Here is a 23,705-nt window from a genome sequence, read left to right as displayed (position 1 = left end):
AAAGACACATGACCACACTCCCCGAACTCTCGGGCAAGGTCGCGCTCATCACGGGCGCGAGTCGCGGCATCGGCTACGGCGTCGCGGAGGCCCTGGTCGCCCGCGGCGACCGGGTCTGCATCACCGGCCGCAACGAGGACGCGCTCAAGGAGGCCGTCGAGACGCTCGGCGCCGACCGCGTCATCGGCGTCGCGGGCAAGGCCCACGACGAGGCCCACCAGGCCGTCGCCGTGGAGCGCACCATGGAGGCCTTCGGGCGCGTCGACTTCCTGGTCAACAACGCCGGTACGAACCCGGTGTTCGGGCCGATGGCCGAGCTGGACCTCAACGTGGCGCGCAAGGTCTTCGAGACCAACGTCATCTCCGCGCTCGGCTTCGCCCAGCAGACCTGGAAGGCCTGGCAGAGCGAGAACGGCGGCGCGATCGTCAACATCGCCTCCGTCGCCGGCCTCGCCCCCTCGCCGTTCATCGGCGCGTACGGCGTCAGCAAGGCCGCGATGATCAACCTGACCGTGCAGCTGGCGCACGAGTTCGCGCCCAAGGTGCGGGTCAACGCGATCGCGCCCGCCGTGGTGAAGACGAAGTTCGCGGCCGCACTGTACGAGGGCCGTGAGGCGGAGGCCGCCGCGGCCTACCCGCTCGGCCGGCTCGGCGTGCCCTCCGACATCGGCGGCGCCGCCGCGTTCCTCACCTCGCAGCAGTCGGACTGGGTCACCGGTCAGACGCTCGTGGTCGACGGCGGGATCTTCCTCAACGCCGGAGTCGAGTGACACGACGTCCGTGCGGATGCCGTCCGCGCGCCGGGGCCCCGCGCCCCGCGCGCGCGGACGACCGACCGGCATCTTGTCGGGAGTTGACGGAGCCGGTGTCCGTTTCGAGCCACCAGGAGTCCGATATCCGGTGCGTCGGCGGGTGCACAGAGCCCTGACAACGTAGTCACAAATGTGCTGATCAAGTGCCCTGCCGGGAACACGGTTCCCCCGGCGGGGCACTGCGGTATGGTCTGCCGACCCTTGGTACGGCAGATCGAGGAGCGTGCGCGTGTTCAACCGGAACCGATGTCTTCGACAGCTTGCGGCGATCACGTCCATAACCTTGGTGGCCGGGTGCGGCGTTCTCTCCTCGGGGTCGTCCGACGACGAGGGACCGATCGTGGTGGGCACCACCAGTGCCCCCAGCACGCTGGACCCGGCCGCCTCGTGGGACGGCTCGTGGGAACTGTTCCGCAACATCTACCAGACGCTGCTCGGCTATCCCACCGGCTCGGTCACCCCGAAGCCGGACGCCGCCAAGAGCTGCGCGTTCACGGACGGTTCCAATCGCACCTACCGCTGTGTGCTGCGTCCGAACATGAAGTTCTCCGACGGCGACCCGCTCGACGCCCGGGCGGTCAAGTACTCCATCGACCGGATCAGGAAGATCGGTGTACGCGGAGGCCCAGCCGGCCTGCTCGGCAGCCTCGACCGGGTCCAGGCGCTGAGCGAGCGCGAAGTCGTCTTCCACCTCAACAAGCCGGACGCCACCTTCCCGTTCGTCCTGGCCACGCCGGCGATGTCGATCGTCGACCCCGACGACTACCCCGCCGACGCCCTGCGCAAGGACAACAAGGTCTTCGGCTCCGGGCCCTACAGTCTGCGGTCCTACAAGGAGGGCCAGCAGGCCGAACTCGTCAGGAACGATCACTACGACGGCTTCGCCGAACGCAAGAACAACGCGGTCACGATCCGTTACTTCCCGAGTTCGGCCCAGATGGTCAAGGCCCTGAGGGACAAGAAGATCGACGTCACCTACCGCGGCCTCGCCGCCGCGGACATCGTCGCGCTCCGGGGGCGGGACTCCAAGTCGGACATCCAGCTCATCGACGGCACGGGCACCGAGATCAGCTATCTGGTCTTCAACCCGAAGGACCCGTGGGCCGGGAAGCTCGCGGTCCGCCAGGCGATCGCCCAGGTCGTCGACCGGCCGGCCATCACGCACAAGGTCTACAAGGGCACCGTCGACCCGCTCTACTCGATGGTCCCCGCCGGCCTGATCGGGCACACCACCGTCTACTTCGACGACTACGGCAGCCCGAGCGTGCCCAAGGCCCGCAAGATCCTGCGGGACGCGGGCATCGACGAGCGTGTCCCGCTCACCCTCTGGTACACCACGGACCGCTACGGCTCCGAGACGGCCCCGGAGTTCCGCGAACTCAAGAGCCAGCTCGAAGGCTCCGGCCTGTTCACCGTCACGCTCAAGAGCCGCCCCTGGAAGACCTACGAAGCGGGCTACCGCGACGGCGAGTACCCGGTGTTCGGCCGGGGCTGGTTCCCCGACTTCCCGGACGCCGAGAACTTCATCGCGCCCTTCGTCGGCCGGCAGAACGCGCTCGGTACTCCCTATCCGGCCCCGCGGATCACCGACGACCTGCTGCCCGAGTCGCGCAGCGTCAGCGACCGGGCGGCGGTGGTCAAGGAGTTCGAGCAGGCCCAGCAGATCCTCGTGGACGACGCCCGGCTGCTGCCCCTGTGGCAGGGCAGGCAGTACGTGGCCGCGAACGAGGAGATCTCGGGTGCCGAGAAGGCGCTCGATCCGTCGACGATCATGACGGTGTGGGAGCTGGACCGTAAGACCAGCTGGTAGCGGACCCGGGGACCGGTTGCCCGGAGAACAGGGCAACCGGTCGGTGACGCGGGGGACGGGAACCGATTGTCAGTGGGCGACGGTAGGTTCTGTGGTCTGGAAGTCACCGCACATCGAAGGAAGTTGACGTGACCGATATCGCCATGCTGCCCGAGTCCTGGCGCGGCGTCCTGGGTGAGGAACTGCAGCAGCCCTACTTCAAGGAACTCACCGAGTTCGTCGAGGAGGAGCGAGCGAAGGGTCCCGTCTATCCGCCGCGGGAGGAGGTCTTCGCCGCGCTCGACGCCACCCCGTACGAGCGGGTGAAGGTGCTCGTCCTCGGTCAGGACCCGTACCACGGCGAGGGCCAGGGACACGGCCTGTGCTTCTCGGTCCGCCCGGGCGTGAAGACCCCGCCGTCGCTGCGGAACATCTACAAGGAGATGAAGGAGGAGCTGGGCACCCCGATCCCGGACAACGGCTATCTGATGCCGTGGGCCGAGCAGGGCGTGCTGCTGCTCAACGCGGTGCTGACCGTCCGCTCCGGCGAGGCGAACTCGCACAAGGGCAAGGGCTGGGAGAAGTTCACGGACGCGGTCATCCGCGCGGTGGCCGACCGCCCCGACCCCGCGGTCTTCGTGCTCTGGGGCAACTACGCGCAGAAGAAGCTCCCGCTGATCGACGAGGAGCGGCATGTGGTGGTGAAGGGGGCACACCCCTCACCGCTGTCCGCGAAGAAGTTCTTCGGCTCGCGTCCCTTCACGCAGATCGATGAGGCCGTGGCCGCCCAGGGCCATGAGCCGATCGACTGGCGCATCCCGGACCTGGGCTGACCGCCGAGCCGCTGGCCAGGACCGTCACCGGCCTGGCCCAGCGGCGTACGGGGGCGCCTGAGCGGGATTGTCAGCGGCTCCGGCTAGCGTCGTGAGGGACAGTGACGAGCCTGGAGGACGCGGTGGCGGAGCAGCAGGAGCAGGCGGCGCCGGACGCCATGATGACCCGGATCGGACAGGCCGTCATGCTGCACCACGCCGGTGACCGCGAGGAGGCCCGCGGCCGTTTCCTGGACCTGTGGGGCGAGATCGGCGAAGGCGGCGACGCCCTCCACCGCTGCACGCTGGCGCACTACATGGCCGACACCCAGGACGACCCCGCGGACGAACTCGCCTGGGATCTGCGGGCCCTGTCGGCGGCCGAGGAGCTCACCGACGACCGGATCGCCGCACGCCACCAGTCCCTCGCCGTCCGCGCGATCTACCCCTCACTTCATCTGAACCTCGCCGCCGACTATGTGAAGCTCGGCCGGGGGGAGGCCGCCCGTACGCATCTGCGCCGGGCCCGTGGCGCGGTCGGCGTCCTCGGGGACGACCGGTACGGGGACGGCGTCCGCGCGGCGATCGGCCGCCTGGAGCTTCGGCTCAAGGACACCGGCACCCCGGCGGAGACCGCCGGACCCGACCGCTTCGGCGGCCCCGGCGGCGAGACGCTGGGGCCACCCAGACAGCGGCCCTGAACCCGGTCCCGCCCTGGCCCGTGGCCTCGAACGCCGCCTTTCCGGGGTGGATGACCGACCGGCTGGCTTGGCTGGCCCGCGGCCCGGTCCGGGTGCAGCGGGCTGCCTCAGTGTCCGTACGTCTTCGCGCAGATGACCGCCTCCGGGCTGTCCGCCGTCCAGCCTCCGTACTTCCTGCCGAGGGCGCAGAGGTCGGACCTCTTCGGCAGGTCGGAGGTACCGGGCGGGCGGGCGACGCGGGGTTTCGGATGCCGTGGCTCGGCATGCGGGGCCGGGCGGGAGCGCTGCGGAGGGGGTACGGGTGCCACGGCCTGCGGTCCCTGGGGCGGGGGAGTCGACCGGTGCCGGGCCGCCTCGTCGGGTGAAGGCTTCCGTGGAGGGCCGACGCGCTCCAGTGCCTCCCGGGCCGGCGCCTGCACGATCTGAGGCTTCGCCTTGCTGTCCGGGTGGGGCACGCCGGCCCCGGACGGGGCGGAAGGGGAGCCGGAGGCGGGCACCGGCTGGACGGTCATACAGCCGGAGAGGGCGGTGACTGCCACGGTGACCAGGAGCGTTGCGGTCGTCGTCGTTCGATACACCCCCACAACTCTGCTGGTTCCGGGCCGCTTTGGGGAGCGGAGAGGCCCAGGATGCCCCGCACGAGTGATCCTTCCGCTCCTCCGGCGGGCACGGAGACCGGCAAACTGACCGCTTCCGGGGTACACGCCCTTCGGTTGGGGCGGGGCCGGAGACTCCGGACAGCTCGGCGACGCCGCGCACGTCGGGGCGCCGGCCCTCGGGAGGGCGGGAAGCAGGCCGCCGATCGTGCAGGCCCACCACGCCGAAGCGGCGCGGGGCGCCGACCTGGCCGTCACCTCGGCGGACAGGGCCCCGCACGGCCGCCGTCGCCCGAAAGGCCCTCCAGGTGGCCCGGACGAACACGATGGACAACCGCGCCGGAATCGCCCCGCGCAACACGGCGATCACGGCCTTGTCCACGGCGGGGCCGGCGCTGTTCCTGCGGGGCTTCGACGGAATCGCCGACCGGCGCCCGCCGCAGCGGCCGTATGCTTCCGACGGGACCCGCGTCGGCAACTGAAGGAGATCTCCGTGAAGGTCGGCTGCATCGGACTCGGCGACATCGCGCAGAAGGCGTATCTGCCGGTGCTCGGCGTGCAGCCCGGGGTCGAACTGCATCTGCAGACCCGGACGCCCGCCACGCTCGACCGGGTCGCCGACAGCCTTCATCTGCCGCCGACGCAGCGCCACACCGACCTGGCGGACCTGCTGGCACAGGACCTCGACGCGGCGTTCGTGCACGCGGCCACCGTCGCCCACCCCGAGATCGTCACCCGCCTGCTCGAGGCGGGCGTACCGACGTACGTAGACAAGCCGCTCGCGTACGAGCTGGCCGAATCGGAGCGGCTGGTACGCCTGGCGGAGGAGCGGAACGTCAGTCTCGCGGTCGGATTCAACCGGCGTCACGCGCCCGGATACGCGCAGTGCGTCGAACACCCGCGCGAGCTGATCCTGATGCAGAAGAACCGCATAGGGCTGCCCGAGGAACCCCGCACGATGGTCCTCGACGACTTCATCCACGTCGTCGACACCCTGCGCTTCCTGGTGCCCGGTCCGGTCGACGACGTGACGGTGCGCGCCCGTACCGAGGACGGGCTGCTGCACCATGTCGTGCTCCAGCTCGCCGGAGAGGGTTTCACGGCACTCGGTGTGATGAACCGGCTGAGCGGGTCGAACGAGGAGATCCTCGAGGTCTCGGGCCAGGACACCAAGCGGCAGGTGGTCAACCTCGCCGAGGTGATCGACCACAAGGGGCAGCCGACCGTGCGACGGCGCGGGGACTGGGTGCCGGTGGCCAGACAACGCGGCATCGAGCAGGTGGTCCTCGCGTTCCTCGACGCCGTGCGCGCGGGAAAGGTGCTCAGCGCCCGGGACGCGCTGGCGACTCATGAGCTGTGCGAGCGGGTGGTACGAGCGGTTCAGGAGCAGTCCGCCGCAGCCTGAACGCCCGCGCGCCCTCCGTCACGCACAGCGCCGCGAGCACCAGCAGGGCCGCGTGCACCGGCCAGTCGCCGAACCGGACGTACGGCGTGACGCCCCGGGCCACCGGCACCTCGTACACCGTCGCTCTGCTCGCACCGGTGCCGAGCCAGGAGCCGATGCGCTCACCGCTCGGGCCGTAGACGGCGGAGACGCCGGTGAGCGTCGCGTGCACCATGGGGCGGCCGGTCTCGGCGGCGCGCAGCGCGGCGAGCGAGGCATGCTGCTCGGGCGCCCAGCTGTGCTGGAAACTCGAGGTCGAGGACTGGGCCAGCAGCACCTCGGCGCCGTCCTGGGCGAGGTGGCGGCTCATGTCGGGGAACGCCGTCTCGAAGCAGACCATCGGCCCGACGCGCAGCCCGTGGCCGACGTTCATCACCACCTGCTCGGTGCCCCGCATACGGTCCTCGCCGGCCGCCTTGCCCACGGAGGTGGCCCAGCCCAGCAGGGAACGCGCGGGAACGTACTCGCCGAACGGGACCAGCCGCATCTTGTCGTAGCGGTCGCCGGTCGGACCCTGCGGACCCACCAGGACCGAGCTCTTGTAGATGCCGGGCCGGTCGGAGCGGCGCGCGTCGACGTTCACCAGGATGTCGGCGCCGACATCCTGTGACAACGCCGCGACGCGGTGCGCCAGATCGGGCCGGTCGGCCAGGTCGAATCCGACGCTGCTCTCTCCCCAGACGACCAGGTCGGCACCCCGGCCCGCGAGTTCTCGGGTGAGCGCCTCCTCGCGCGCGAACCGCCTGTCGCCACTCGTGCTGCCGTCCACGACACCGGGCTGCACGACGGCGATCCGTACCCGGCCGTCGACATCCGGGCGCGGCGACCACACCCAGGCCGCCGAGGTCGCGGCGGCCGTCGCGACCAGTCCGGCCACGGCGGGCATACGGGACTCACGCACGGAGACCAGCACGGCGACCGCGACGTTGACCGCCACCACCAGGAAGCTGAGCAGCCACACCCCGCCGACCGAGGCCAGCCGCAGCGCGGGCTCCACCTGCCACTGGCTCGATCCCAGCAGACCCCACGGACCGCCCAGGCCCTGCCAGGACCGGGCGAGTTCCACCATCAGCCACCCCGACGGCAGGACGAGGAGGGCGGCGCCGACCTGGCCCGGTGACGGCACGCCCGCCAGGAACCGCCGGACGAGCCAGCCCCAGGGGGCCCACAGAGCGCCGAGCAGCGCCGCTATGACCACCGTGAAGACATGCAGGCTCGGCAGCAGCCAATGGTGCACGGCCAGCATGAAACCGAGTCCGCCGAGCCAGCCGTCGTACGCGGCACGCCGGCTCGTGGGAGCCGAGCGGGCCAGCAGGATCCAGGGCACGAGCGCGACGTACGCGAACCACCACCAGGACGGCGCGGGGAAGGCGAGCATGGGCAGCGCACCCGCCAGCGCGGCGACGACACCGCGCCGCCAAGGGGAGACCAGCCATCGGCCGAATCCAGCGTCGGGCCTCTTCATCCTTCGCCTCCCTCCCCGGTGGTCCCTCCAGTGTGCGCGTCGGCGGCGATCTCCGACAGGGGGCAAGAAGACCGGGAGGGGGCGCGTCGACGGGGGAGCGCCCCAGGTCGCGAAGGCGGGGCGAGCACGCGTCGACGCGAGGCCGCCGCGTGGTGAGGGAGCCGGACGGTGACTCAGGCGCTCGCGGGTGCGTGCCGGGGCTGTGGCATCCGGCGCCACTTCTCCTGGACGACCACCTGGCGCAGCCGCCAGCCGTCGTCGGTGCGCAGCAGACCGAAGACGTACCGCCCGCCGCACACGAAGTCGGGCGCGGTGGATTCGCCGTCCTGGCCCGCGAACCTCATCGGATTGATGTAGTCCGCCTGGACCCGGGCCGTGTCGCCGGTGTCCTGATCCAGCACGCCGAATCGCAGGCGCCGGTTGACGATCAGATGCTGGCGCATCGCGAACAGGTCCATGCTCCGCGACAGCCACCCGGTGACCTCGGTGGCGTCGCCCTCGATGCCGCCGGCCGAACGGTAGTCGGCGCGTCCGTCCGGCGTGAACAGCCCTCGGTACGCCTCCCAGTCGCCGTCGTCCACTGCCACCGCGTAGGCGGTGACGATCTCGTCCACGGCGAACCGGTCCAGCACGGTCGCGAGCTCCACACGCTGCGTCATCGGCTCAGTGTTGGCCACCGGGCCTGCCACGCCAAGAGGCTGGGCGGGGATATTCGATGTCCGGTGGATTCGGTTCCGCATCCGCCACCCCCGTCCGGCTGGGGTACGGGGGTGCCGTGGCGCCCGTACACCCGCTTGCCGATCCTGAACCGCGAGACGGCACGCCGAGGGCGGCGCGGATCTGCGATCGTTGGTGATCCACTGTCCACGGTCCACGGTCGGCGATCCGGCCAGGGCGATCCGGTCCGGGGTGCCTCCCACTCCGTCGACCACCCCTGCCGATTCACCGGTGACTTCTGTTCTGCCGCACCAGGAGGCTCTTATGGCACGTCCGGTCACGATCGTCACGGGTGGTAGCCGGGGGATCGGAGCCGCGGCCTGTGTCCGGCTCGCGGCTGACGGGCATGACGTGGTGGTCGGCTATGTGAGCGACGCCGAGGCCGCTGCCCGGACCGCGACCGCCGTCCGCGCGGCAGGGGCGCGCTGTGTCACGGTGCGGGTGGACACCTCCGACGAGGCCGACGTCGAGCGGCTCTTCGACACGGCCGCTGACCGGGTGGGTCAGGTGACCGGACTGGTGAACAACGCCGGGGTGACCGGACCGCTCGGACGGCTCGCGGACGCGGACCCCGCCGACCTGCGGCGCGTGATCGAGGTCAACCTGCTGGGCACGCTGCTGTGTTCGCGTCGCGCGGCCCGGTCCATGGCCGCCCTCGGAGGCGGCGCCATCGTGAATGTGTCCTCGGCGGCCGCCACGCTCGGCAGTCCCGGCGAGTTCGTGCACTACGCGGCGAGCAAGGCCGCCGTCGACGCGCTGACCACGGGACTCGCCAAGGAACTCGGTCCCGACGGGATCCGTGTCAACGCGGTCGCTCCCGGCATGATCGACACCGAGATGCACGCGACCATGGGCGACCCGGGTCGCGCCGAGCGGGCCGCCTCGTCGATTCCGCTGCGCCGCGTCGGCCGGGCCGAGGAAATCGCCGCCGCCGTCGCGTGGTTGATGTCGCCCGACGCGTCGTACACGACGGGGGCGGTGTTGCGGGTGTCCGGCGGGCGGTGAGCCCGGCTGCTCTCCCGGCGTCCGAGCCGACGTATCGGCCGTGCGGTCGCACCGGCATGCGGGGACGGTCCTACGCCGCCTCGATGATCTCGCCGCGGATCGCCTCGGCCCACTTCACGACCAACAGCTCGTACTCCGCTCGCTCCTGTGCGGACAGGGAGCCGCCCGCTCGCGTCCACAGGGCGCGGATCTGTTCGTTTAACGCGGCGGCAGAGCGCATGGAACCAGACGGAGTGAAATCGGGGGACATGCGCACCAGCCTAGGGGCAAGGACTGACACTGCGCTACCGGACGGCTACGCAAGCCGTATGCCCTTCGTCACGGCGCACGCGAGCGACACCGCGTCGTTCGTCCGGCTCCGCGTACAGAGGCCTCGGTTCGTCGTGCGGCGGCCGGGGGGCGCTCGACGAACCGACGGGGGATCGACGGTCGAGTTCTCGCCGCCCGGGCGACGCGCTCACGTTCTACGAGTTCGTCGCCGGGCGTGCGCGCCCGCCGCCATCGTCCGGGCAGGCGGCGCGTGGACGCTCGTATGCCGGCGTCGGGATCGGATGCCGCCGTCCGGAGCGATCCGGGGCTCCCGCTGCGGGCTCAGCCCTTCGGCAGGCCCGCTTCCGGCCGTTCCGCCCACACCTGCGCGGCGAGCGCATCCGCCTCGTCCTGAGGGATCCCGGCCTTCACGAGGATGATCCCGCGGCTGCCGTCCGGAAACTTCACACTGCGCGCTTCCATGCCCAACCGGCCCAGCGTTGGTTCCTTCGGCATGCTCCACCTCCAGTCGTGGAGACCACGCTAAGGCGGCTCCACCGCAGTCGGCAGAAAATGTACGGCCAGACGGCCTATTGCCCCCCTCACCTGGTACATCGCCCGTGGCATGCCGGGCGGAACCGGGCTCGGGGCCCGGGCATCGCCCGCCCGGCCAGGGCCGGCCCAGCGGCACGGAAAGGAGCGGACTGCCGCCCTGGCGCCGCACCGTCCGGGGCGGAACCGGGAGCGGTGGCCGAGCGTTTCGGGAGCCCACGTCCACGGAAGCCGTGCCGTTGTGCGCGGTCCTGGGCGGCCGCCGACGACGGTGGCGAGCGAAGCCGTCCTTCCGCGACGGCCAGCGCCTAACGTTCCTTGTGCGGGACTTCGGCCGAGGTCGCGATGGTGCGTGACGAGGAATCATTGGGGGGCGAGTGATCACTCCAGCACCGCCGAGGCGGGCCTGTGTCCGCTACGGCGCAGATGGGGGCAAGTGCGGCAACGCCACGAACAGGGCCGACGGCTGGTGCGGACAGTGCGAGGGGTACACGACACCCGAGCCGCCGGGCACCGACGCCGAGGCCAAGCCGCGCCGCTCCGCCTGGCGTTGGGGACCCGGGGACTGGAAGCCCGCCCCCTTGGGGATGGACTCCGACGAGGCGTACGAGATCGACGTCACGCCACGGGCCGTGGCCACCTACGCCAGGGTCCACGCGGTCGAGCCGCGGAACGCGGAGACAGAGATCAGATCGCTGTTCGAGGACCTCATAGCCGACCACGCGGCCACGGAGCGGAACGAGACCGGCGCCTGGCGCGTCTTTTTCCCGAAGCACGGCTACGGCCTGCTCATCAGCGAGGACCGCAGCCACATCCTCCGGTACTGCACCCGGCACATGGAACGGACCTGGGCCCAGTACCGGACCGGCGTCGCCTCCCGCATCGCCGGACCGAACCGCATGCCCGCCTGGAAGCGCGAGGGAGTGGCGAGGCACATCGGCCTCCCGGTCGGGGGGAAGGTCGTGGACCTCTACGCCCGGCACAAGCTGGGCCTCAAGGTCACGTCGGAGAACATCGACGAAGTGGCGCGGAGGCTCGCCGCCCATGTGAACGAGAACGTCCTGCCTCAGTGGCGACGCGGTGACGACGAGTCGATCGACGACGGAGGCGGCAACACCTGGCGCCTCGTCCGCGACGAAGAGCACCCCGGCGGACTGATCCTGGCCACCTACGCGACCGGCGACACCTCCCCGCGGGACCGCGGTCAGAAGCCATGAGCACGGTCTCCGTTCCGGACGAGCCGGCGGACACCGCACCGGCGGAGGACGACGAGGTCCGGCAGTAGACGACGTCGGGCCCCGCCATCAGGCCCTGGCCGGTTCGTCCGTGCCCCGGGGCCCGCTCGGCGCGTGGCTCATCGGGCCTGCTCGTGTCCGGTGAACATGTCGATCAGGCCTTGGGGCGCGCTGTCGCCGAAGAGGAGCTCGTGGAGGTCGGCACCGTCGGTGGCGGCCGCGGCGCTGCGGGGGAACAGGGCCTGCTCGTACGCGGTGAGCGCGGCCTCGAGGTCGTCGGGGTGCGCGGCGATGGCCTCGCCGAGTTCGGCACCGTCGAACATGGCCAGGTTGGCGCCTTCGCCGTTCGGGGCCGAGAGGTGGGCGGCATCGCCGAGCAGGGTCACCCCCGGCACGCGGTCCCACCGGTGCTCGTCGGGCAGGGCGTTGAGAGTGCGCAGGACCGGCGGGGTCTCACCGTCGGTGATCAGCGCGGTGAGCTCCGGGGCCCAGCCGTCGAACTCCTGCGCGATCCGCGCGGCGGCCGCGGCGGAATCGGTGAAATCGATGCCGGCGAACCAGTCCTGCGGCTCGGAGAGCGCCACATAGGTGTGGAGGGTCCCGCCGCTCTCCCGGTGGGCCTGGATCCCCTTCCCGGGCGCGAGCGCGAACAGTGCTCCGCCGCCGACCGCCTTCGCGCTTGCGGGGTGCCGGGTGTCGGCGTCGAACAGGTAGGTCTCGACGAACGACCGGCCGATGTACTCGGGTGCCGCGTCGGAAAGCAGCGGCCGGACCCGTGACCACGCCCCGTCCGCGCCGACCAGCAGGTCCGTGGCGGTGGTGCCGCCGTCGGCGAAGGTCACCTCGTGGCGCCCCTGGCCGAGGGCGCGAACGCCGCTGACCTTGTGGCCCCACCGGACGGTGCCGGCCGGGAGTGAGTCGAGCAGGATCCGCCGCAGCTCGCCGCGCAGCACCTCGGGGCGCCCACGCGTGCTGTCGTCGTCGTACAGGACCGTTCCGTCCGAGGCGAGAACCCGTGTCGCCTCGCGGCCCTCCAGGATGATGCCGCGGAACTCGTCCATCAGATCCGCCGCCTGGAGAGCCGGTTGGCCGGTGTCGTCGTGGATGTCGAGCATGCCGCCCTGTGACCGCTGGTCCGGAGAGGTCTCCGCCTCGTAGACCGTGGCCGGGATTCCGTGGACATGCAGGACGCGGGCGAGCGTGAGGCCGCCGAGTCCGGCGCCGATGATCGTGACGGGAGTGGTCATGGTGCTTCCTTCCTGATCGCGGACCGACGGGCGAACATCTCCACCCGGCGGTCACCCGCTGGAACACCGTTCCAGCACCGCCAGGATGGAACGGTGTTCCATTCCCTGTCAAGCTGGAACGGTGTTCCACGGTGTCTAGGATGGAGGCATGGCAACACGAACGCGCCGGTCACAGCGGCGCACGGAGGCGCTCTCGCGGGCGGGCATCGTCGAGGCCGCCGTCGAGCTGCTCGACGGCGCGGGTGAGGGCGGGCTGACGTTCCGGGCGCTGGCCGAGCGCCTCGCCACCGGGCCCGGGGCGATCTATTGGCATGTGGCGAACAAGGGTGAGCTGCTCGACGCCGCGACCGACGCGGTCGTCGCCGCCGCTCTGGCCGGCGAGCCCGCCGAGTCTCCGGGCTCGCCGCGGGACGAGATCCGCGTCGTCGCGCTCGGCCTGTTCGACGCCATCGAGGAACACCCGTGGCTGGCCGCACAGCTCTCGACGCATCTCTCCCGCAGCCCCTGGGGCTCGGTCACGCCGCGGATCTTCGAAAGCGTCGGTCGGCAGGTTCCCGCGCTGGGTGTGCCCCAGGACGGCTGGTTCACGGCGACCTCGGCGTTGGTGCACTACATCCTCGGCGCCGCCGGCCAGAACGCCGCGAACTCCGCGAGTGCCCGCGCTCTCGGGGCCGGGGTGGGCCGCAGCGAGTTCCTCGACTCCGTATCGAAGGCGTGGGAAGCATTCGACCCCGACGACTACCCGTTCACCCGGGCCGTCGCGGACCAGCTGCGCGACCACGACGACCGCGAGCAGTTCCTCGCCGGCATCGACCTCGTCCTCGCCGGCGTCACCGCTCACCCGCCGTCCGGTGACTAGGCGTGCCCCAGCCGCCGTCCGGGCCGGGGCGATGTCGGAAGGCGGCGGCCCGTGACGACCTCGCTGTCAGTGGCGGCTCGTAGGCTGGTGCCAACATCCCAGCGATCCAGTCGGGTTGTTGCTGCTGGGGCCCCGCCGGAGTGATGCCCGCGCGGGGCACTCGACCTGCCCGCCCGGCCGTCGACCGCTGGGATCGAGTCCGACGGCGGAGCGGCCGGCGGTTGCCCTATCCGTTCTCGGCGAGGTGGTCCGCCGCATCCTCGCTCTCGCTGAGCCATGGCTCGCAGACCCGGTGGCGCTGAACGGCACCCGTGGTCCGAAGCTCGGCGACGGCGACGGCGACGGCGACGGCGACGGCGACGACGACGGTGACGACTTCGCGGTCGCATGCGGCGCGGCCGTGCGGCGTGCGGATCCGGTCACCGGCCTGCGGTACGGGCCGGTCGAGCCGGACGAGGCTGATGATCCGCGACTTCCTGCGGGCCATGGGTAGAGGCCGGCCCAGCCGGCCCTTGGGGCAGTTGCCGTCTCCGGCTTGGCTGCCTGCTGGTGCGTCGTCCCCGCTCGGCACGGAGCATGCTCCGCTCGGCGGCCGACACGGTCGTCGTGGCGAGTGGGAGACGGCTGGGAGACAGGCCCCCAAGTCGTTCCATCCCTCTCCCTGAGGGTGCGACCGGCGCGAGTTCAGGCGCGTGACGCGGTCCTGGAGGGGAGGCGCTGCCTCAGCCGGCGGATTCGGCGGCGTGAGGGCTGAGAACATCCGTGCTGACCAGCGCGATGATGACGACGCCGAGCGCGATCCGGTACCAGACGAACGGCATGAAGCTCTTGTGCGAGATGAACTTCATGAACCAGGCGATCACCGCGTAACCGACGGCGAACGCGATGATCGTCGCGAAGATGGTGGGGCCCCAGGACACGTGGCCCTCCTCGGCCGCGTCCTTGAGCTCGAAGGTGCCGGAGGCGAGGACGGCCGGCATGGCCAGGAGGAAGGAGTAACGGGCGGCCGCCGCGCGGCTGTAGCCCATGAAGAGGCCGCCGCTGATGGTCGCGCCGGACCGGGAGACGCCGGGGATCAGGGCCATCGCCTGGCAGACGCCGTACAGCAGGCCGTCCCGGGTGTTCAGGTCCTCAAGTACCTTGCGCTGCTTGGCTGCCCGGTGCTTTCCGCCCGACTCGTCGCGTGCCGCGAGCCGGTCGGCGATGCCTATGACGATGCCCATCACGATCAACATCGTGGCGGTGACCCGCAGATCGCGGAACGGTCCCTCGATCTGGTCCTTGAGCGTGATCCCGAGCACGCCGATCGGAATCGAGCCGACGATCACCAGCCAGCCCATCTGGGCGTCGTGGTTGCCGCGCATCGCCTTGTTCGTGAGCGAGCGGAACCACGCCGACAGGATCCTTCCCACGTCCTTGCGGAAGTAGATCAGCACCGCGGCCTCCGTGCCGAGCTGCGTGATGGCGGTGAAGGCGGCACCGGGATCCTCCCAGCCCGCGAACGCCGCGGTCAGCCGCAGATGCGCGCTGGAGGAGACGGGAAGAAATTCGGTCAGCCCCTGGACGAGTCCGAGGATGAGGGATTCAAACCAAGACATGAAGTTACGTGGTCCAAGTGCTGGTCGTGGAAGGGGCGACGGGCACGCCGTATCGCGGTGCGGGGTGATCACGGGTGTAGGGGGCAGCGTAGCGTCCGCGTGCGACAGCCCGGTCAGAGGGGTTTCGCTGCCGGACGGCCGCCCGCCGCCGTCCAGGTGCAGGGCGTCGTCGTCCCTGGTGGCGGGCCCTGGGTGGTCCGTCGCCAGGCAGGTCCGGTTCGGGTCCCGCCGAGGTCGGGCCCAGGTCCCGGCCCGGGCCGGTTCAGCTCCGGCCCAGGTCCGAGCTGGGGCCGGGTGGGGTCCGGGCCCGCGGTGTGATGGGGAGTGACCGTGCGGTGGCCGGGGGTGTTGACCGGCCGCCGGGCCGCCGCTTACGTTGCTGCGGCAGGGAAAGCGCTTGCTGTCGCCGGGGGCCATGCGTTCGGTGGCTCCACGCGTTGGCCCACGTCTGATATCACGTCCGCCGATGGAGCGCTGATCAGGTAGATGACCTCATCCCGTACCGCAATCGATCCCCAGGCCCCTCCGAGCCGCACCGCGGACACCGTGAACACCCCGAGCAGCGCGGGCACCCCGCTCGACGGCCGCCGTATCAGGGCCGCGGTCGTCGGCGCGGGAGCCATCGCGCGCGGGAGCCACCACCCCGCACTCGCCCGGCTCGCCGAGGAGGGCGAGACGGAGATCGTCGCGGCGGTGGACATCGCCGAAGGCGCGGTCCGGGCGTTCTGCGCCGAGGCGGGCATCCCGCACGCGTACACCGATCTGGACCGGATGATCGAGGAACAGCGGCCCGATCTCGTCGCCGTCTGCACCCCGCCGACCCTGCACCGCGAGCAGACCGTCGCCGCGCTGCGGGCGGGCGCGTGGGTGTGGTGCGAGAAACCGCCCGTGCCGACGCTCGCCGACTTCGACGCCGTCGAGGCGGCGGAGGGCGCGGACGGCGGGCCGTACGCCGCGATCGTCTTCCAGCACCGCTTCGGCTCGGGTGCCCGGCACGTACGGCGCCTGATCGCGGAGCGGGCCATGGGCCGGCCGCTCGTCGCGCACTGCCAGACCACCTGGTACCGCGACGCCGACTACTACGCCGTCCCCTGGCGCGGCCGCTGGGCGACGGAGGGCGGCGGGCCCGCGATGGGGCACGGTATCCATCAGATGGATCTGCTCCTCGATCTGCTGGGGCCGTGGACCGAGGTGCGCGCGATGACCGGTCGTCTGGTGCACGACGTGGAGACGGAGGACGTCTCGACCGCCCTGGTCCGCTTCGCGAACGGCGCCATGGCGACCGTCGTCAACAGCGTCCTGAGCCCCGACGAGGTCAGCCGTATCCGCGTCGACTGCGAGCGCGCGACCGTCGAGCTCACCCACCTCTACGGTCACAGCAACGACAACTGGCGGATCACTCCGGCCCCTGACGTGCCGGAGGCGGACGTCGCGGCCTGGCGGGATTTCGGCGAGGACGTGCCCAGTTCGCACCTCGCGCAGCTGCGGGACCTCGTCGCGAGCATGCGGGCGGGCGAACGGCCGCGCAGCAGTGGTGCCGACGGGCGCAACAGCCTGGAGCTGATCACCGCGCTCTACAAGTCGGCGTTCACGGACACGACCGTCCGTGCGGGGGAGATCGGTCCGGGAGACCCGTACTACACGGCGCTGCACGGCGGCGCCCCCGGCTGGGCGCCCACCGCGACCGAGGCGCCGGACGGGACGGGGCCGTCGGAGGCGGCGGACGCCGGCGGCCGGCCGGCCGCGCCGGGCGGGGCCGGACCGTCCGGGGTCGAGGCGTCCGGGGTCGAGGCGTCCGGGGTCGAGGCGTCCGGGGCGGTCGGCGCGGAGGTCCGGGCATGAGCGGGCCGTCCGAGCGGGGGCTGCGGCTCGTCCACGCGCACGGGGAGCGCATCGCGATCAGCGAGGTCTCCACCGGCGTCGAGCTGTTGAACTATGTCTACCGGCCCGAGGCGGCCTGGGAGTCCCCGAAGCCCTATCTCCATCCCCTGCGGACGCTGGCCGGCAACGTCGTCACGGACTACCGCCCGAACGACCACCGCTGGCACAAGGGCCTCCAGATGACGGCCTCGCACCTCTCCGGTCAGAACCTGTGGGGCGGCAACACATACGTCCACGGAAAGGGGTATCTCGAACTCCCGGAGCGTGTCGGGTCGATGGCGCATGTGGCCTTCGACGAGGTCACCGCGGAGGGCGGTGGCGCGGTCATCGCCGAGCGGCTCACCTGGCATCCGTACGACGGTGAGCTGTGGGCCGAGGAGGAGCGCCGCGTCGAGGTGCACGACGTCGACGCGGGGGCGGGTTCCTGGGCGCTGACCTGGAGCTCCGCGGTCACCAACCGCCGCGAGGTGCCGCTGCGCTTCGGCAGTCCGACCACCGCGGGGCGTGAGATGGCCGGCTACACGGGCCTGTTCTGGCGCGGACCGCGCTCCTTCCGGGACGGGCGGGTCATCGGTCCGGAATCCGAAGGGCCCGACCTGATGGGGCGGCAGGCGCCCTGGCTCGCGTACTCGGCCGAGCACGACGGCACCGACGGTCACGCGACCCTCGTCTTCGCGCACGCCCCCGAGAACGACCACTCCGGGTCGCGGGGCACCCACCCGGCCCACTGGTTCGTGCGCAACGAACCCTTCGCGGCGGTCGCCCCGTCCCCGGCCTTCTTCGAAGAACTGGAACTCGCCCCTGGTGACACCCTCGCCCGCCGCTACCGGGTGGTCGTCGCCGAGGGTGCCTGGGAGCGCGAGGACATCGTCAAGTACCTGGCGGAGCATCCCTGGTGAGCGCCGTGACGCGCGGCTTCCCTGGGCTCCCGGGGGCCGTCGCCGTGTCGCACCTGCGGGTGTACGACTGGCCCGCGGCCGACGGCGTGTGCGGTGGAACCCCCCCATCTCCACCTGACCTGTTCGGAGGCGTACGTCGTCACCGGCGGGCGGGGTTCGGTCCAGACGCTGACGACATCGGCGTACGAGGTGACACCGCTCGTGCCCGGCACGGTCGCCTGGTTCACCCCGGGCACGATCCACCGGCTCGTCAACGAGGACGACCTGCGCATCACCGTGCTCATGCAGAACAACGGGCTGCCAGAAGCGGGCGACGCGGTCATGACCCTGCCCCCGGAGTACCTCGCCGATCCCGGGACCTACGCGGCGGCGACCGTCATTCCGGCGGACGCCCCGGAGGGGGAGCAGGCGCGTTTCGCCCGCGCCCGGCGTGATCTCGCCCTGGAGGGCTATCGCGCGTTGCGCGACGCGGACGGACCCGCGCCGCTCGCGGCGTTCCACCGGGCCGCCGCGGCCCTGGTGCGCCCACGCCTGGCGGAGTGGCGGGCGCGGTGGCGACGAGGCGCCGAGGCCGCCGCCACGGCCACGAAGGACCAGCTCGACCGGCTGGAGCGGGGCGACGCCTCGCATCTCGCCGGTGCCGTCGTGCGGGCCGAACGGCCTTCCGCGCGAGGCCGGTTCGGCATGTGCGGGCGGCTCGACGTCTACGAGGGGGCCGAGTAGGGAGTACGGCCACGCACGGCCCCACCCCCGGGACAGGGTCGCATCGCTCACTGCCCCTCTCCGCGTCCCCGGTGCCGGGCCGGCGGTCACGCCACCGCGGGCCCCGTCACCGTCCAGCCCGGGGCCTGGGGGTGGGCCGTGAGGGCGTCGTGTTCGACCTGCTCCCCGCACTCCCGGCAGACCAGCTGGGGGACCAGCTCGTGGCCGCAGGTGTGCTCCAGCACCATGGGACGGAAGCCGCCCTCCTGGAGGTGCCGGTCGCCCCATGCCATGAGGGTGAGCAGGACGGGTTCCAGTTCGAGCCCCGCCCGGGTGGGCCGGTACTCGTAGCGCCTGGGGCGGTCGCTGTACTCCGCCTTCTCCAGCAGCCCGGCGTCGACGAGGCGCTTCAGCCGGGTCGTCAGCACGTCTCGAGGGGCGCCGGTGTTGCGCACCAGCTGGTCGAAGCGCGTGGCGCCGAGCGACACCTCGCGCAGGACCAGCAAGGAGTACTTCTCGCCGACGAGGGCGAGCGTCGCGGCGATCGAGCAGGGGCGGGCGTCCTTCATGCCATCAGTCTACCGAGTGGGTTGGAACTTCCAACCCGCTCGGTTACTCTTGGGTCACTTGGAGAGTTGGAAAATCAAACTCACCGAGTTCGAAGACCGGACCCGCCCGGTCGCCGGTTCCCGACCTCAGAGACCTGAGAGGCATCCCATGCGCGACGCCGTGATCGTCGAAGCCGTACGCACCCCGGTGGGCAAGGGCAAGCCGAACGGCTCCCTCGCCCACGTCCACCCCGTGGAACTCCTCGCCCACACCCTCCGTACGCTCGTCGAGCGCTCGCGGATCGACCCGGCGCTGATCGACGACGTCATCGGTGGCACCGTCGACCAGGTCGGCGAGCAGGCCATGAACACCACCCGGTACGCCGTGCTCTCCGCGGGATTCCCCGAGTCGGTGCCCGCGACCACGGTGGACCGTCAGTGCGGCTCGTCGCAGCAGGCCGTGCACTTCGCCGCGCAGGGCGTCATGTCGGGGGCGTACGACATGGTCGTGGCCTGCGGTGTGGAATCGATGAGCCGTGTGCCGATGTGGTCCAACGTGCCGGCCGGCGCGGACCCCTTCGGGCCCGGAGTCGCCGAGCGCTACCCCGAGGGGCTGGTGCCGCAGGGGATCAGCGCCGAACTCATCGCCGCCAAGTGGGGCATCACCCGCGAGCGGATGGACGCCTTCGCCGTGGACTCGCACCGGAAGGCCGCCGAGGCCTGGAGCGCCGGTCTGTTCGACGCCGAGGTCGCGCCCCTGGAAGGTGTCACCCGGGACGAGAGCGTCCGGCCCGGCAGCACCCCGGACATACTCGCCGGGCTGAAGCCCGCCTACTACGACCCCGCCTTCGGCGAGCGCTTCCCGCAGATCGACTGGTCGGTCACGGCCGGGAACGCGAGCCCGGTCAACGACGGCGCGTCCGCCGTGCTCATCACGTCGAGCGAGACCGCGGCTCGCCTCGGCCTGCGGCCCCTTGCCCGTCTGCACAGCTTCGCCGTCACCGGTTCGGACCCGCTCCTGATGCTCACCGGCGTCGTCCCGGCCACCGAGAAGGTGCTGCGCAAGGCCGGGCTGGACCTCGGCGACATCGACCTCTTCGAGGTGAACGAGGCCTTCGCCGCCGTCGTCCTCGCCTGGCAGCAGGAGACCGGCGCGGACCTGTCCAAGGTCAACGTGCACGGCGGGGCGATCGCGATCGGCCACCCGCTCGGCGCGAGCGGCACCCGCCTCACCACGACCCTCGTCCACGCGATGCGCGCCCGCGGCGCCCGCTACGCGCTCCAGACGATGTGCGAGGCGGGCGGACTGGCCAACGCGATGATCCTGGAAGCCGTGCGCCCGTAGGGCCGTCGTGTCTCAGTGACCGCGCAGGTGGTGGCGCTTGCGCCAGGCCACCACCGCTCCGGCCAGGGCCGGGAGCGCGATGAAGGCCATCGCGATCAGGAAGGCCGGGGAGGTCGGTGCCGACGCGCGGGCGCCGGCGACGGCGTAAGCGGCGGTGTTGGGGATGGAGCCGAGCGCCGTCGCGAGCAGGAAGGGCAGCCAGCCCATGCGGGAGACGGCCGCGCAGTAGTTGGCGGCCCAGAACGGCACACCCGGGAACAGCCGGGCCGCCATCATCGAGCGGAAGCCGTGCCGGCTGAGCTGACCGTCCGCCGCCTTCAGCAAGCGGGCCCGCAGCAGCGGCCGCAGCGCGTCCTGTCCGAGGATCCGGCCCAGCCCGAAGGCGACACCGGCGCCGAGCACCGTGCCCACCAGGGCTGTGCCCAGGCCCAGTTGCGAGCCGAACACAGCGCCGGCCGCCAGATTGAGCAGAGGGCGGGGCACGAACGCGACCGTGCACAGCCCGTACGCCACCGCGAACGCGACGGCCGCCGCGGCGCCGCCGAGCTGGGGCGGCCAGCCGTCGGCGAGCAGCCGCTGCGGTTCGAAGAGCAGCACGCTCGACGCGGCCGCCGCGAGCAGCACGACCAGCAGGGAGAGCCGAGACCACGGCGAGAGCAGCGCTCTCAGGCAGCGTCCGGCCGGGCCGGTGCGTGCGGCGGTCGGGTCTACGGGGGCGGCGACGGCGATCTCCGAGGCGACGACCAGGTCGGCGACGACGGTGAGCTCCGTGGCGGCGGCCTGGGGAGTGGCCGTGGCGGTGCCCCCAGAGCGGGTGGTGGCATCGAGCATCCGGTGACACTAACCGACACACGTGTGTGATCGCCGTATGGTTCGTCTCATGGGCGTCACAGCTTCCGGAACGTCAGGTGCCCGGTTCGAGGTGCCGGACAGCCCCCTCGCGGACACCGTGCTGGACCGGCTCACGGCTGTCTACGCGGCCGCCGCAGACCCCCGTCGGGCCGCGTCGATGCGCGCGTACATGAAGGACATCGCCCCCTTCCTCGGGCTGACGACGCCCGAGCGCCGCGCCCTGTCCCGCACCGTGCTCGTGGACACCGCCCGCCCCGGCGAGGCGGACTGCACGGCGATCGCGCTGCGCTGCTGGGAGCTGCCGGAACGCGAGTACCAGTACTTCGCCGTCGACTATCTGCGCCGCCATGTGGCGCGCCTGTCGCCGGGCTTCCTGCCGGTGGCCCGGCACCTCGTCACCACCGTCTCCTGGTGGGACACGGTCGACGCGCTCGCCGCGCACGTGGTGGGAGGCCTGGTGGCAGCCGACCCGGAACTGCGGACCGACATGGACGCCTGGATCGAGGACGACGATCTATGGACCGCCCGTACCGCGCTGCTCCATCAGCTCCGCTACAAGGAGGCCACCGACACCGGGCGCCTCTTCGCGTACTGCGTCCGCCGGTCCGGCCATCCCGATTTCTTCATCCGTAAAGCGATCGGCTGGTGTCTGCGCGAGTACGCCAAGACCGACCCGCGGGCGGTACGGGACTTCGTCGCCGCGGAGCGGGACAGACTCGCGCCGCTGTCCGTGCGCGAGGCGCTCAAGAACATCGGTCCCTGAGACCGCCGACGCCCTGCCTGGGGACCCCTCGGCCCCCTGAGACACCGTCCGCACCACGCCGGCCGCAGGGGCCCGGAAAACCATTCGACGTGGGCAGACGCGTCGGCAATGATCTCCTCATGTTCCGGTACGCCTTCCTCCTCGCAGCATCCGCAGTCGCGGACGCGCCGAAGGCTGCCGTCCAGATCATCACGGCAGCCGTCGACGGCGCCCGAAGCTGACCCTTCCCGGATTGTCCGGCGGACCCCGCAGGGGGAGGGTCGGGAAGTCCTCGGGGTCCCCGTCCCGGCCCTTACGCGCCGGGGCCATCACTCAGCTCAGCTGACACCGAAGAGGCTTCGAGGTACAGCCATGCCCAAGACGGCTTACGTGCGCACCAAGCCGCACCTGAACATCGGCACCATGGGTCACGTCGACCACGGCAAGACCACCCTGACCGCCGCCATCACCAAGGTTCTCGCCGAGCGCGGCTCCGGCGGCTCCACCCGCTACGTCCCGTTCGACCGGATCGACCGGGCGCCGGAGGAGGCCGCGCGCGGCATCACCATCAACATCGCGCACGTCGAGTACGAGACCGACACCCGGCACTACGCGCACGTGGACATGCCGGGCCACGCCGACTACGTCAAGAACATGGTCACGGGCGCGGCCCAGCTGGACGGGGCGATCCTCGTCGTGTCCGCGCTGGACGGGATCATGCCCCAGACCGCCGAGCACGTGCTGCTCGCCCGGCAGGTGGGTGTCGACCACATCGTCGTCGCCCTCAACAAGGCCGACGCGGGTGACGAGGAGCTCACCGACCTCGTGGAGCTGGAGGTCCGCGAACTGCTCTCCTCGCAGGGCTACGGGGGCGACTCGGTACCCGTCGTACGCGTGTCCGGCCTCAAGGCCCTCGAGGGGGACCCGCGATGGACGGCGGCGATCGACGCGCTGCTCGACGCGGTGGACACCTATGTGCCGATGCCCGAGCGCTATCTCGACGCGCCGTTCCTGATGCCGGTCGAGAACGTGCTCACCATCACCGGACGCGGAACGGTCGTCACCGGTGCCGTGGAGCGCGGCACGATCCACGTCGGCGACCGCGTCGAGGTGCTCGGCGCCGAGGTCGACACCGTGGTCACCGGCCTGGAGACGTTCGGCAGGCCCATGGAGGAGGCGCAGGCCGGCGACAACGTGGCGCTGCTGCTGCGCGGTGTGCCCCGCGACGCGGTCCGCCGCGGGCACATCGTCGCCGCGCCCGGCAGCGTCGTACCCAGCAGCCGCTTCACGGCGCAGGTGTACGTCCTGTCGACGCGCGAGGGCGGCCGTACGACAGCCGTCTCCACCGGGTACCGGCCGCAGTTCTACATCCGCACCGCGGACGTGGTCGGCGACGTCGACCTCGGCGAGCGGGCCGTCGCCCGGCCCGGCGACACCGTCACCATGACGGTCGAGCTCGGGCGCGAGGTGCCGCTCGAGCCGGGCCTCGGCTTCGCGATCCGCGAGGGCGGCCGGACGGTCGGCGCGGGGACGGTGACGTCGGTCGGCTGACGCCCGCCCCGGTACGGCGATGCGGGTGCCCGCCCCGAGAGGGCGGGCACCCGTTCGAGCCGTCGTCGGTGCCGCACAGGCGTGCCGTTGTCCGTGCCGCACAA

The 23,705-nt window shown here is 71.7% G+C and carries 24 protein-coding genes and 1 pseudogene; 15 read left to right on the top strand and 10 right to left on the bottom strand.

Going from position 1 to position 23,705, the window contains the following annotated elements; all coding sequences use genetic code 11:
- Positions 1 to 8: 8 nt before the first annotated feature.
- From OG788_RS09500 to OG788_RS09485, 4 genes are all read left to right on the top strand, one after another.
- Entirely contained in the window at positions 9 to 770 is a 762-nt protein-coding gene (locus tag OG788_RS09500) for an SDR family oxidoreductase (RefSeq protein ID WP_351534754.1), read from the top strand.
- A gap of 271 nt (positions 771 to 1,041) precedes the next feature.
- Entirely contained in the window at positions 1,042 to 2,622 is a 1,581-nt protein-coding gene (locus OG788_RS09495; RefSeq protein WP_406370122.1) for an ABC transporter substrate-binding protein, read from the top strand.
- 128 nt (positions 2,623 to 2,750) lie between these two features.
- Complete coding sequence (ung, locus tag OG788_RS09490; RefSeq protein ID WP_351534760.1) at positions 2,751 to 3,434, top strand: uracil-DNA glycosylase; 684 nt, start codon at positions 2,751 to 2,753, stop codon at positions 3,432 to 3,434.
- Between the two features lie 122 nt (positions 3,435 to 3,556).
- The gene (locus OG788_RS09485) at positions 3,557 to 4,114 is read left to right on the top strand and encodes a hypothetical protein (protein WP_406376714.1); all 558 of its coding nucleotides are present in this window, start codon (positions 3,557 to 3,559) and stop codon (positions 4,112 to 4,114) included.
- A gap of 107 nt (positions 4,115 to 4,221) precedes the next feature.
- On the opposite strand, the gene OG788_RS09480 is transcribed toward OG788_RS09485, so the two are convergent.
- Positions 4,222 to 4,692 (bottom strand): hypothetical protein, encoded by a 471-nt coding sequence (locus OG788_RS09480; RefSeq protein ID WP_406370120.1) that lies wholly within the window; start codon positions 4,690 to 4,692, stop codon positions 4,222 to 4,224.
- A 326-nt stretch (positions 4,693 to 5,018) separates the two neighbouring features.
- Between OG788_RS09480 and OG788_RS09475 the strand changes: the two genes are divergently transcribed.
- Together OG788_RS09475 and OG788_RS09470 are read left to right on the top strand one after the other, a co-directional pair.
- Entirely contained in the window at positions 5,019 to 5,192 is a 174-nt protein-coding gene (locus OG788_RS09475) for a hypothetical protein (RefSeq protein ID WP_406370118.1), read from the top strand.
- A gap of 11 nt (positions 5,193 to 5,203) precedes the next feature.
- Positions 5,204 to 6,115, top strand: a complete 912-nt coding sequence (locus tag OG788_RS09470) for a Gfo/Idh/MocA family protein (RefSeq protein ID WP_406370117.1) — start codon at positions 5,204 to 5,206, stop codon at positions 6,113 to 6,115.
- Here the strand turns inward: OG788_RS09470 and lnt are convergent.
- Positions 6,033 to 7,619 (bottom strand): apolipoprotein N-acyltransferase, encoded by a 1,587-nt coding sequence (gene lnt / locus OG788_RS09465; RefSeq protein ID WP_406370115.1) that lies wholly within the window; start codon positions 7,617 to 7,619, stop codon positions 6,033 to 6,035. The genes OG788_RS09470 and lnt overlap by 83 nt on opposite strands.
- Positions 7,620 to 7,792: 173 nt before the next feature.
- Positions 7,793 to 8,278, bottom strand: coding sequence for a nuclear transport factor 2 family protein (locus tag OG788_RS09460; RefSeq protein ID WP_406370113.1), 486 nt, complete (start codon positions 8,276 to 8,278; stop codon positions 7,793 to 7,795).
- A 322-nt stretch (positions 8,279 to 8,600) separates the two neighbouring features.
- Between OG788_RS09460 and OG788_RS09455 the strand changes: the two genes are divergently transcribed.
- Positions 8,601 to 9,341 carry an SDR family NAD(P)-dependent oxidoreductase gene (locus tag OG788_RS09455; RefSeq protein ID WP_406370111.1) on the top strand — a complete coding sequence of 247 codons (741 nt, stop codon included), beginning with the start codon at positions 8,601 to 8,603 and terminating at the stop codon, positions 9,339 to 9,341.
- Between the two features lie 70 nt (positions 9,342 to 9,411).
- Here OG788_RS09455 and OG788_RS09450 read toward each other — a convergent pair whose 3' ends face one another.
- Both OG788_RS09450 and OG788_RS09445 read right to left on the bottom strand, forming a co-directional pair.
- Positions 9,412 to 9,591 (bottom strand): hypothetical protein, encoded by a 180-nt coding sequence (locus OG788_RS09450; protein ID WP_351534774.1) that lies wholly within the window; start codon positions 9,589 to 9,591, stop codon positions 9,412 to 9,414.
- Positions 9,592 to 9,932: 341 nt separating this feature from the next.
- Positions 9,933 to 10,106, bottom strand: a complete 174-nt coding sequence (locus tag OG788_RS09445) for a hypothetical protein (protein ID WP_351534777.1) — start codon at positions 10,104 to 10,106, stop codon at positions 9,933 to 9,935.
- Between the two features lie 413 nt (positions 10,107 to 10,519).
- Here OG788_RS09445 and OG788_RS09440 point away from each other — a divergent pair, with 413 nt between their 5' ends.
- On the top strand, positions 10,520 to 11,359 hold the full coding sequence (locus OG788_RS09440) for a hypothetical protein (protein WP_406370109.1): 840 nt from the start codon (positions 10,520 to 10,522) through the stop codon (positions 11,357 to 11,359).
- A 137-nt stretch (positions 11,360 to 11,496) separates the two neighbouring features.
- On the opposite strand, the gene OG788_RS09435 is transcribed toward OG788_RS09440, so the two are convergent.
- Entirely contained in the window at positions 11,497 to 12,624 is a 1,128-nt protein-coding gene (locus OG788_RS09435) for an FAD-dependent oxidoreductase (RefSeq protein WP_406370107.1), read from the bottom strand.
- 148 nt (positions 12,625 to 12,772) lie between these two features.
- Here OG788_RS09435 and OG788_RS09430 point away from each other — a divergent pair, with 148 nt between their 5' ends.
- Entirely contained in the window at positions 12,773 to 13,483 is a 711-nt protein-coding gene (locus OG788_RS09430; protein WP_406370105.1) for a TetR/AcrR family transcriptional regulator, read from the top strand.
- Between the two features lie 226 nt (positions 13,484 to 13,709).
- Here the strand turns inward: OG788_RS09430 and OG788_RS09425 are convergent, their stop codons facing one another.
- Both OG788_RS09425 and OG788_RS09420 read right to left on the bottom strand, forming a co-directional pair.
- The gene (locus OG788_RS09425; protein ID WP_406370103.1) at positions 13,710 to 13,970 is read right to left on the bottom strand and encodes a hypothetical protein; all 261 of its coding nucleotides are present in this window, start codon (positions 13,968 to 13,970) and stop codon (positions 13,710 to 13,712) included.
- Between the two features lie 235 nt (positions 13,971 to 14,205).
- Positions 14,206 to 15,081, bottom strand: a complete 876-nt coding sequence (locus OG788_RS09420) for an undecaprenyl-diphosphate phosphatase (protein WP_351535366.1) — start codon at positions 15,079 to 15,081, stop codon at positions 14,206 to 14,208.
- 546 nt (positions 15,082 to 15,627) lie between these two features.
- Here OG788_RS09420 and OG788_RS09415 point away from each other — a divergent pair.
- The 3 genes and pseudogenes from OG788_RS09415 to OG788_RS09405 all read left to right on the top strand — a co-directional run bounded on the left by OG788_RS09415 (position 15,628) and on the right by OG788_RS09405 (position 18,584).
- A complete protein-coding gene (locus OG788_RS09415; RefSeq protein WP_406370101.1) occupies positions 15,628 to 16,923 on the top strand; it encodes a Gfo/Idh/MocA family protein in 1,296 nt (431 codons plus the stop codon).
- A complete protein-coding gene (locus OG788_RS09410) occupies positions 16,920 to 17,861 on the top strand; it encodes a PmoA family protein (RefSeq protein ID WP_406370099.1) in 942 nt (313 codons plus the stop codon). Before OG788_RS09415 ends, OG788_RS09410 begins: the two co-directional genes overlap by 4 nt.
- Positions 17,855 to 18,584: pseudogene (locus tag OG788_RS09405) on the top strand (cupin domain-containing protein). Before OG788_RS09410 ends, OG788_RS09405 begins: the two are co-directional and overlap by 7 nt.
- 86 nt (positions 18,585 to 18,670) lie before the next feature.
- On the opposite strand, the gene OG788_RS09400 reads toward OG788_RS09405, so the two are convergent.
- Complete coding sequence (locus OG788_RS09400) at positions 18,671 to 19,132, bottom strand: helix-turn-helix domain-containing protein (protein WP_351534793.1); 462 nt, start codon at positions 19,130 to 19,132, stop codon at positions 18,671 to 18,673.
- Between the two features lie 148 nt (positions 19,133 to 19,280).
- Between OG788_RS09400 and OG788_RS09395 the strand changes: the two genes are divergently transcribed.
- A complete protein-coding gene (locus OG788_RS09395; RefSeq protein ID WP_406370097.1) occupies positions 19,281 to 20,456 on the top strand; it encodes a thiolase family protein in 1,176 nt (391 codons plus the stop codon).
- A 12-nt stretch (positions 20,457 to 20,468) separates the two neighbouring features.
- Here the strand turns inward: OG788_RS09395 and OG788_RS09390 are convergent, their stop codons facing one another.
- Positions 20,469 to 21,287 (bottom strand): TVP38/TMEM64 family protein, encoded by an 819-nt coding sequence (locus tag OG788_RS09390; RefSeq protein ID WP_406370095.1) that lies wholly within the window; start codon positions 21,285 to 21,287, stop codon positions 20,469 to 20,471.
- 49 nt (positions 21,288 to 21,336) lie between these two features.
- On the opposite strand from OG788_RS09390, the gene OG788_RS09385 reads away from it, so the two are divergent.
- Complete coding sequence (locus OG788_RS09385) at positions 21,337 to 22,071, top strand: DNA alkylation repair protein (RefSeq protein ID WP_406370093.1); 735 nt, start codon at positions 21,337 to 21,339, stop codon at positions 22,069 to 22,071.
- A gap of 351 nt (positions 22,072 to 22,422) precedes the next feature.
- Positions 22,423 to 23,601: an elongation factor Tu gene (gene tuf, locus OG788_RS09380; protein WP_351534805.1), complete on the top strand. Its 1,179-nt coding sequence runs from the start codon at positions 22,423 to 22,425 to the stop codon at positions 23,599 to 23,601.
- Positions 23,602 to 23,705 lie beyond the last annotated feature (104 nt).

Source organism: Streptomyces sp. NBC_00647, assembly GCF_045207245.1.
Classification (GTDB): domain Bacteria; phylum Actinomycetota; class Actinomycetes; order Streptomycetales; family Streptomycetaceae; genus Streptomyces.
This window is presented reverse-complemented; position numbering and strand designations above follow the sequence as displayed.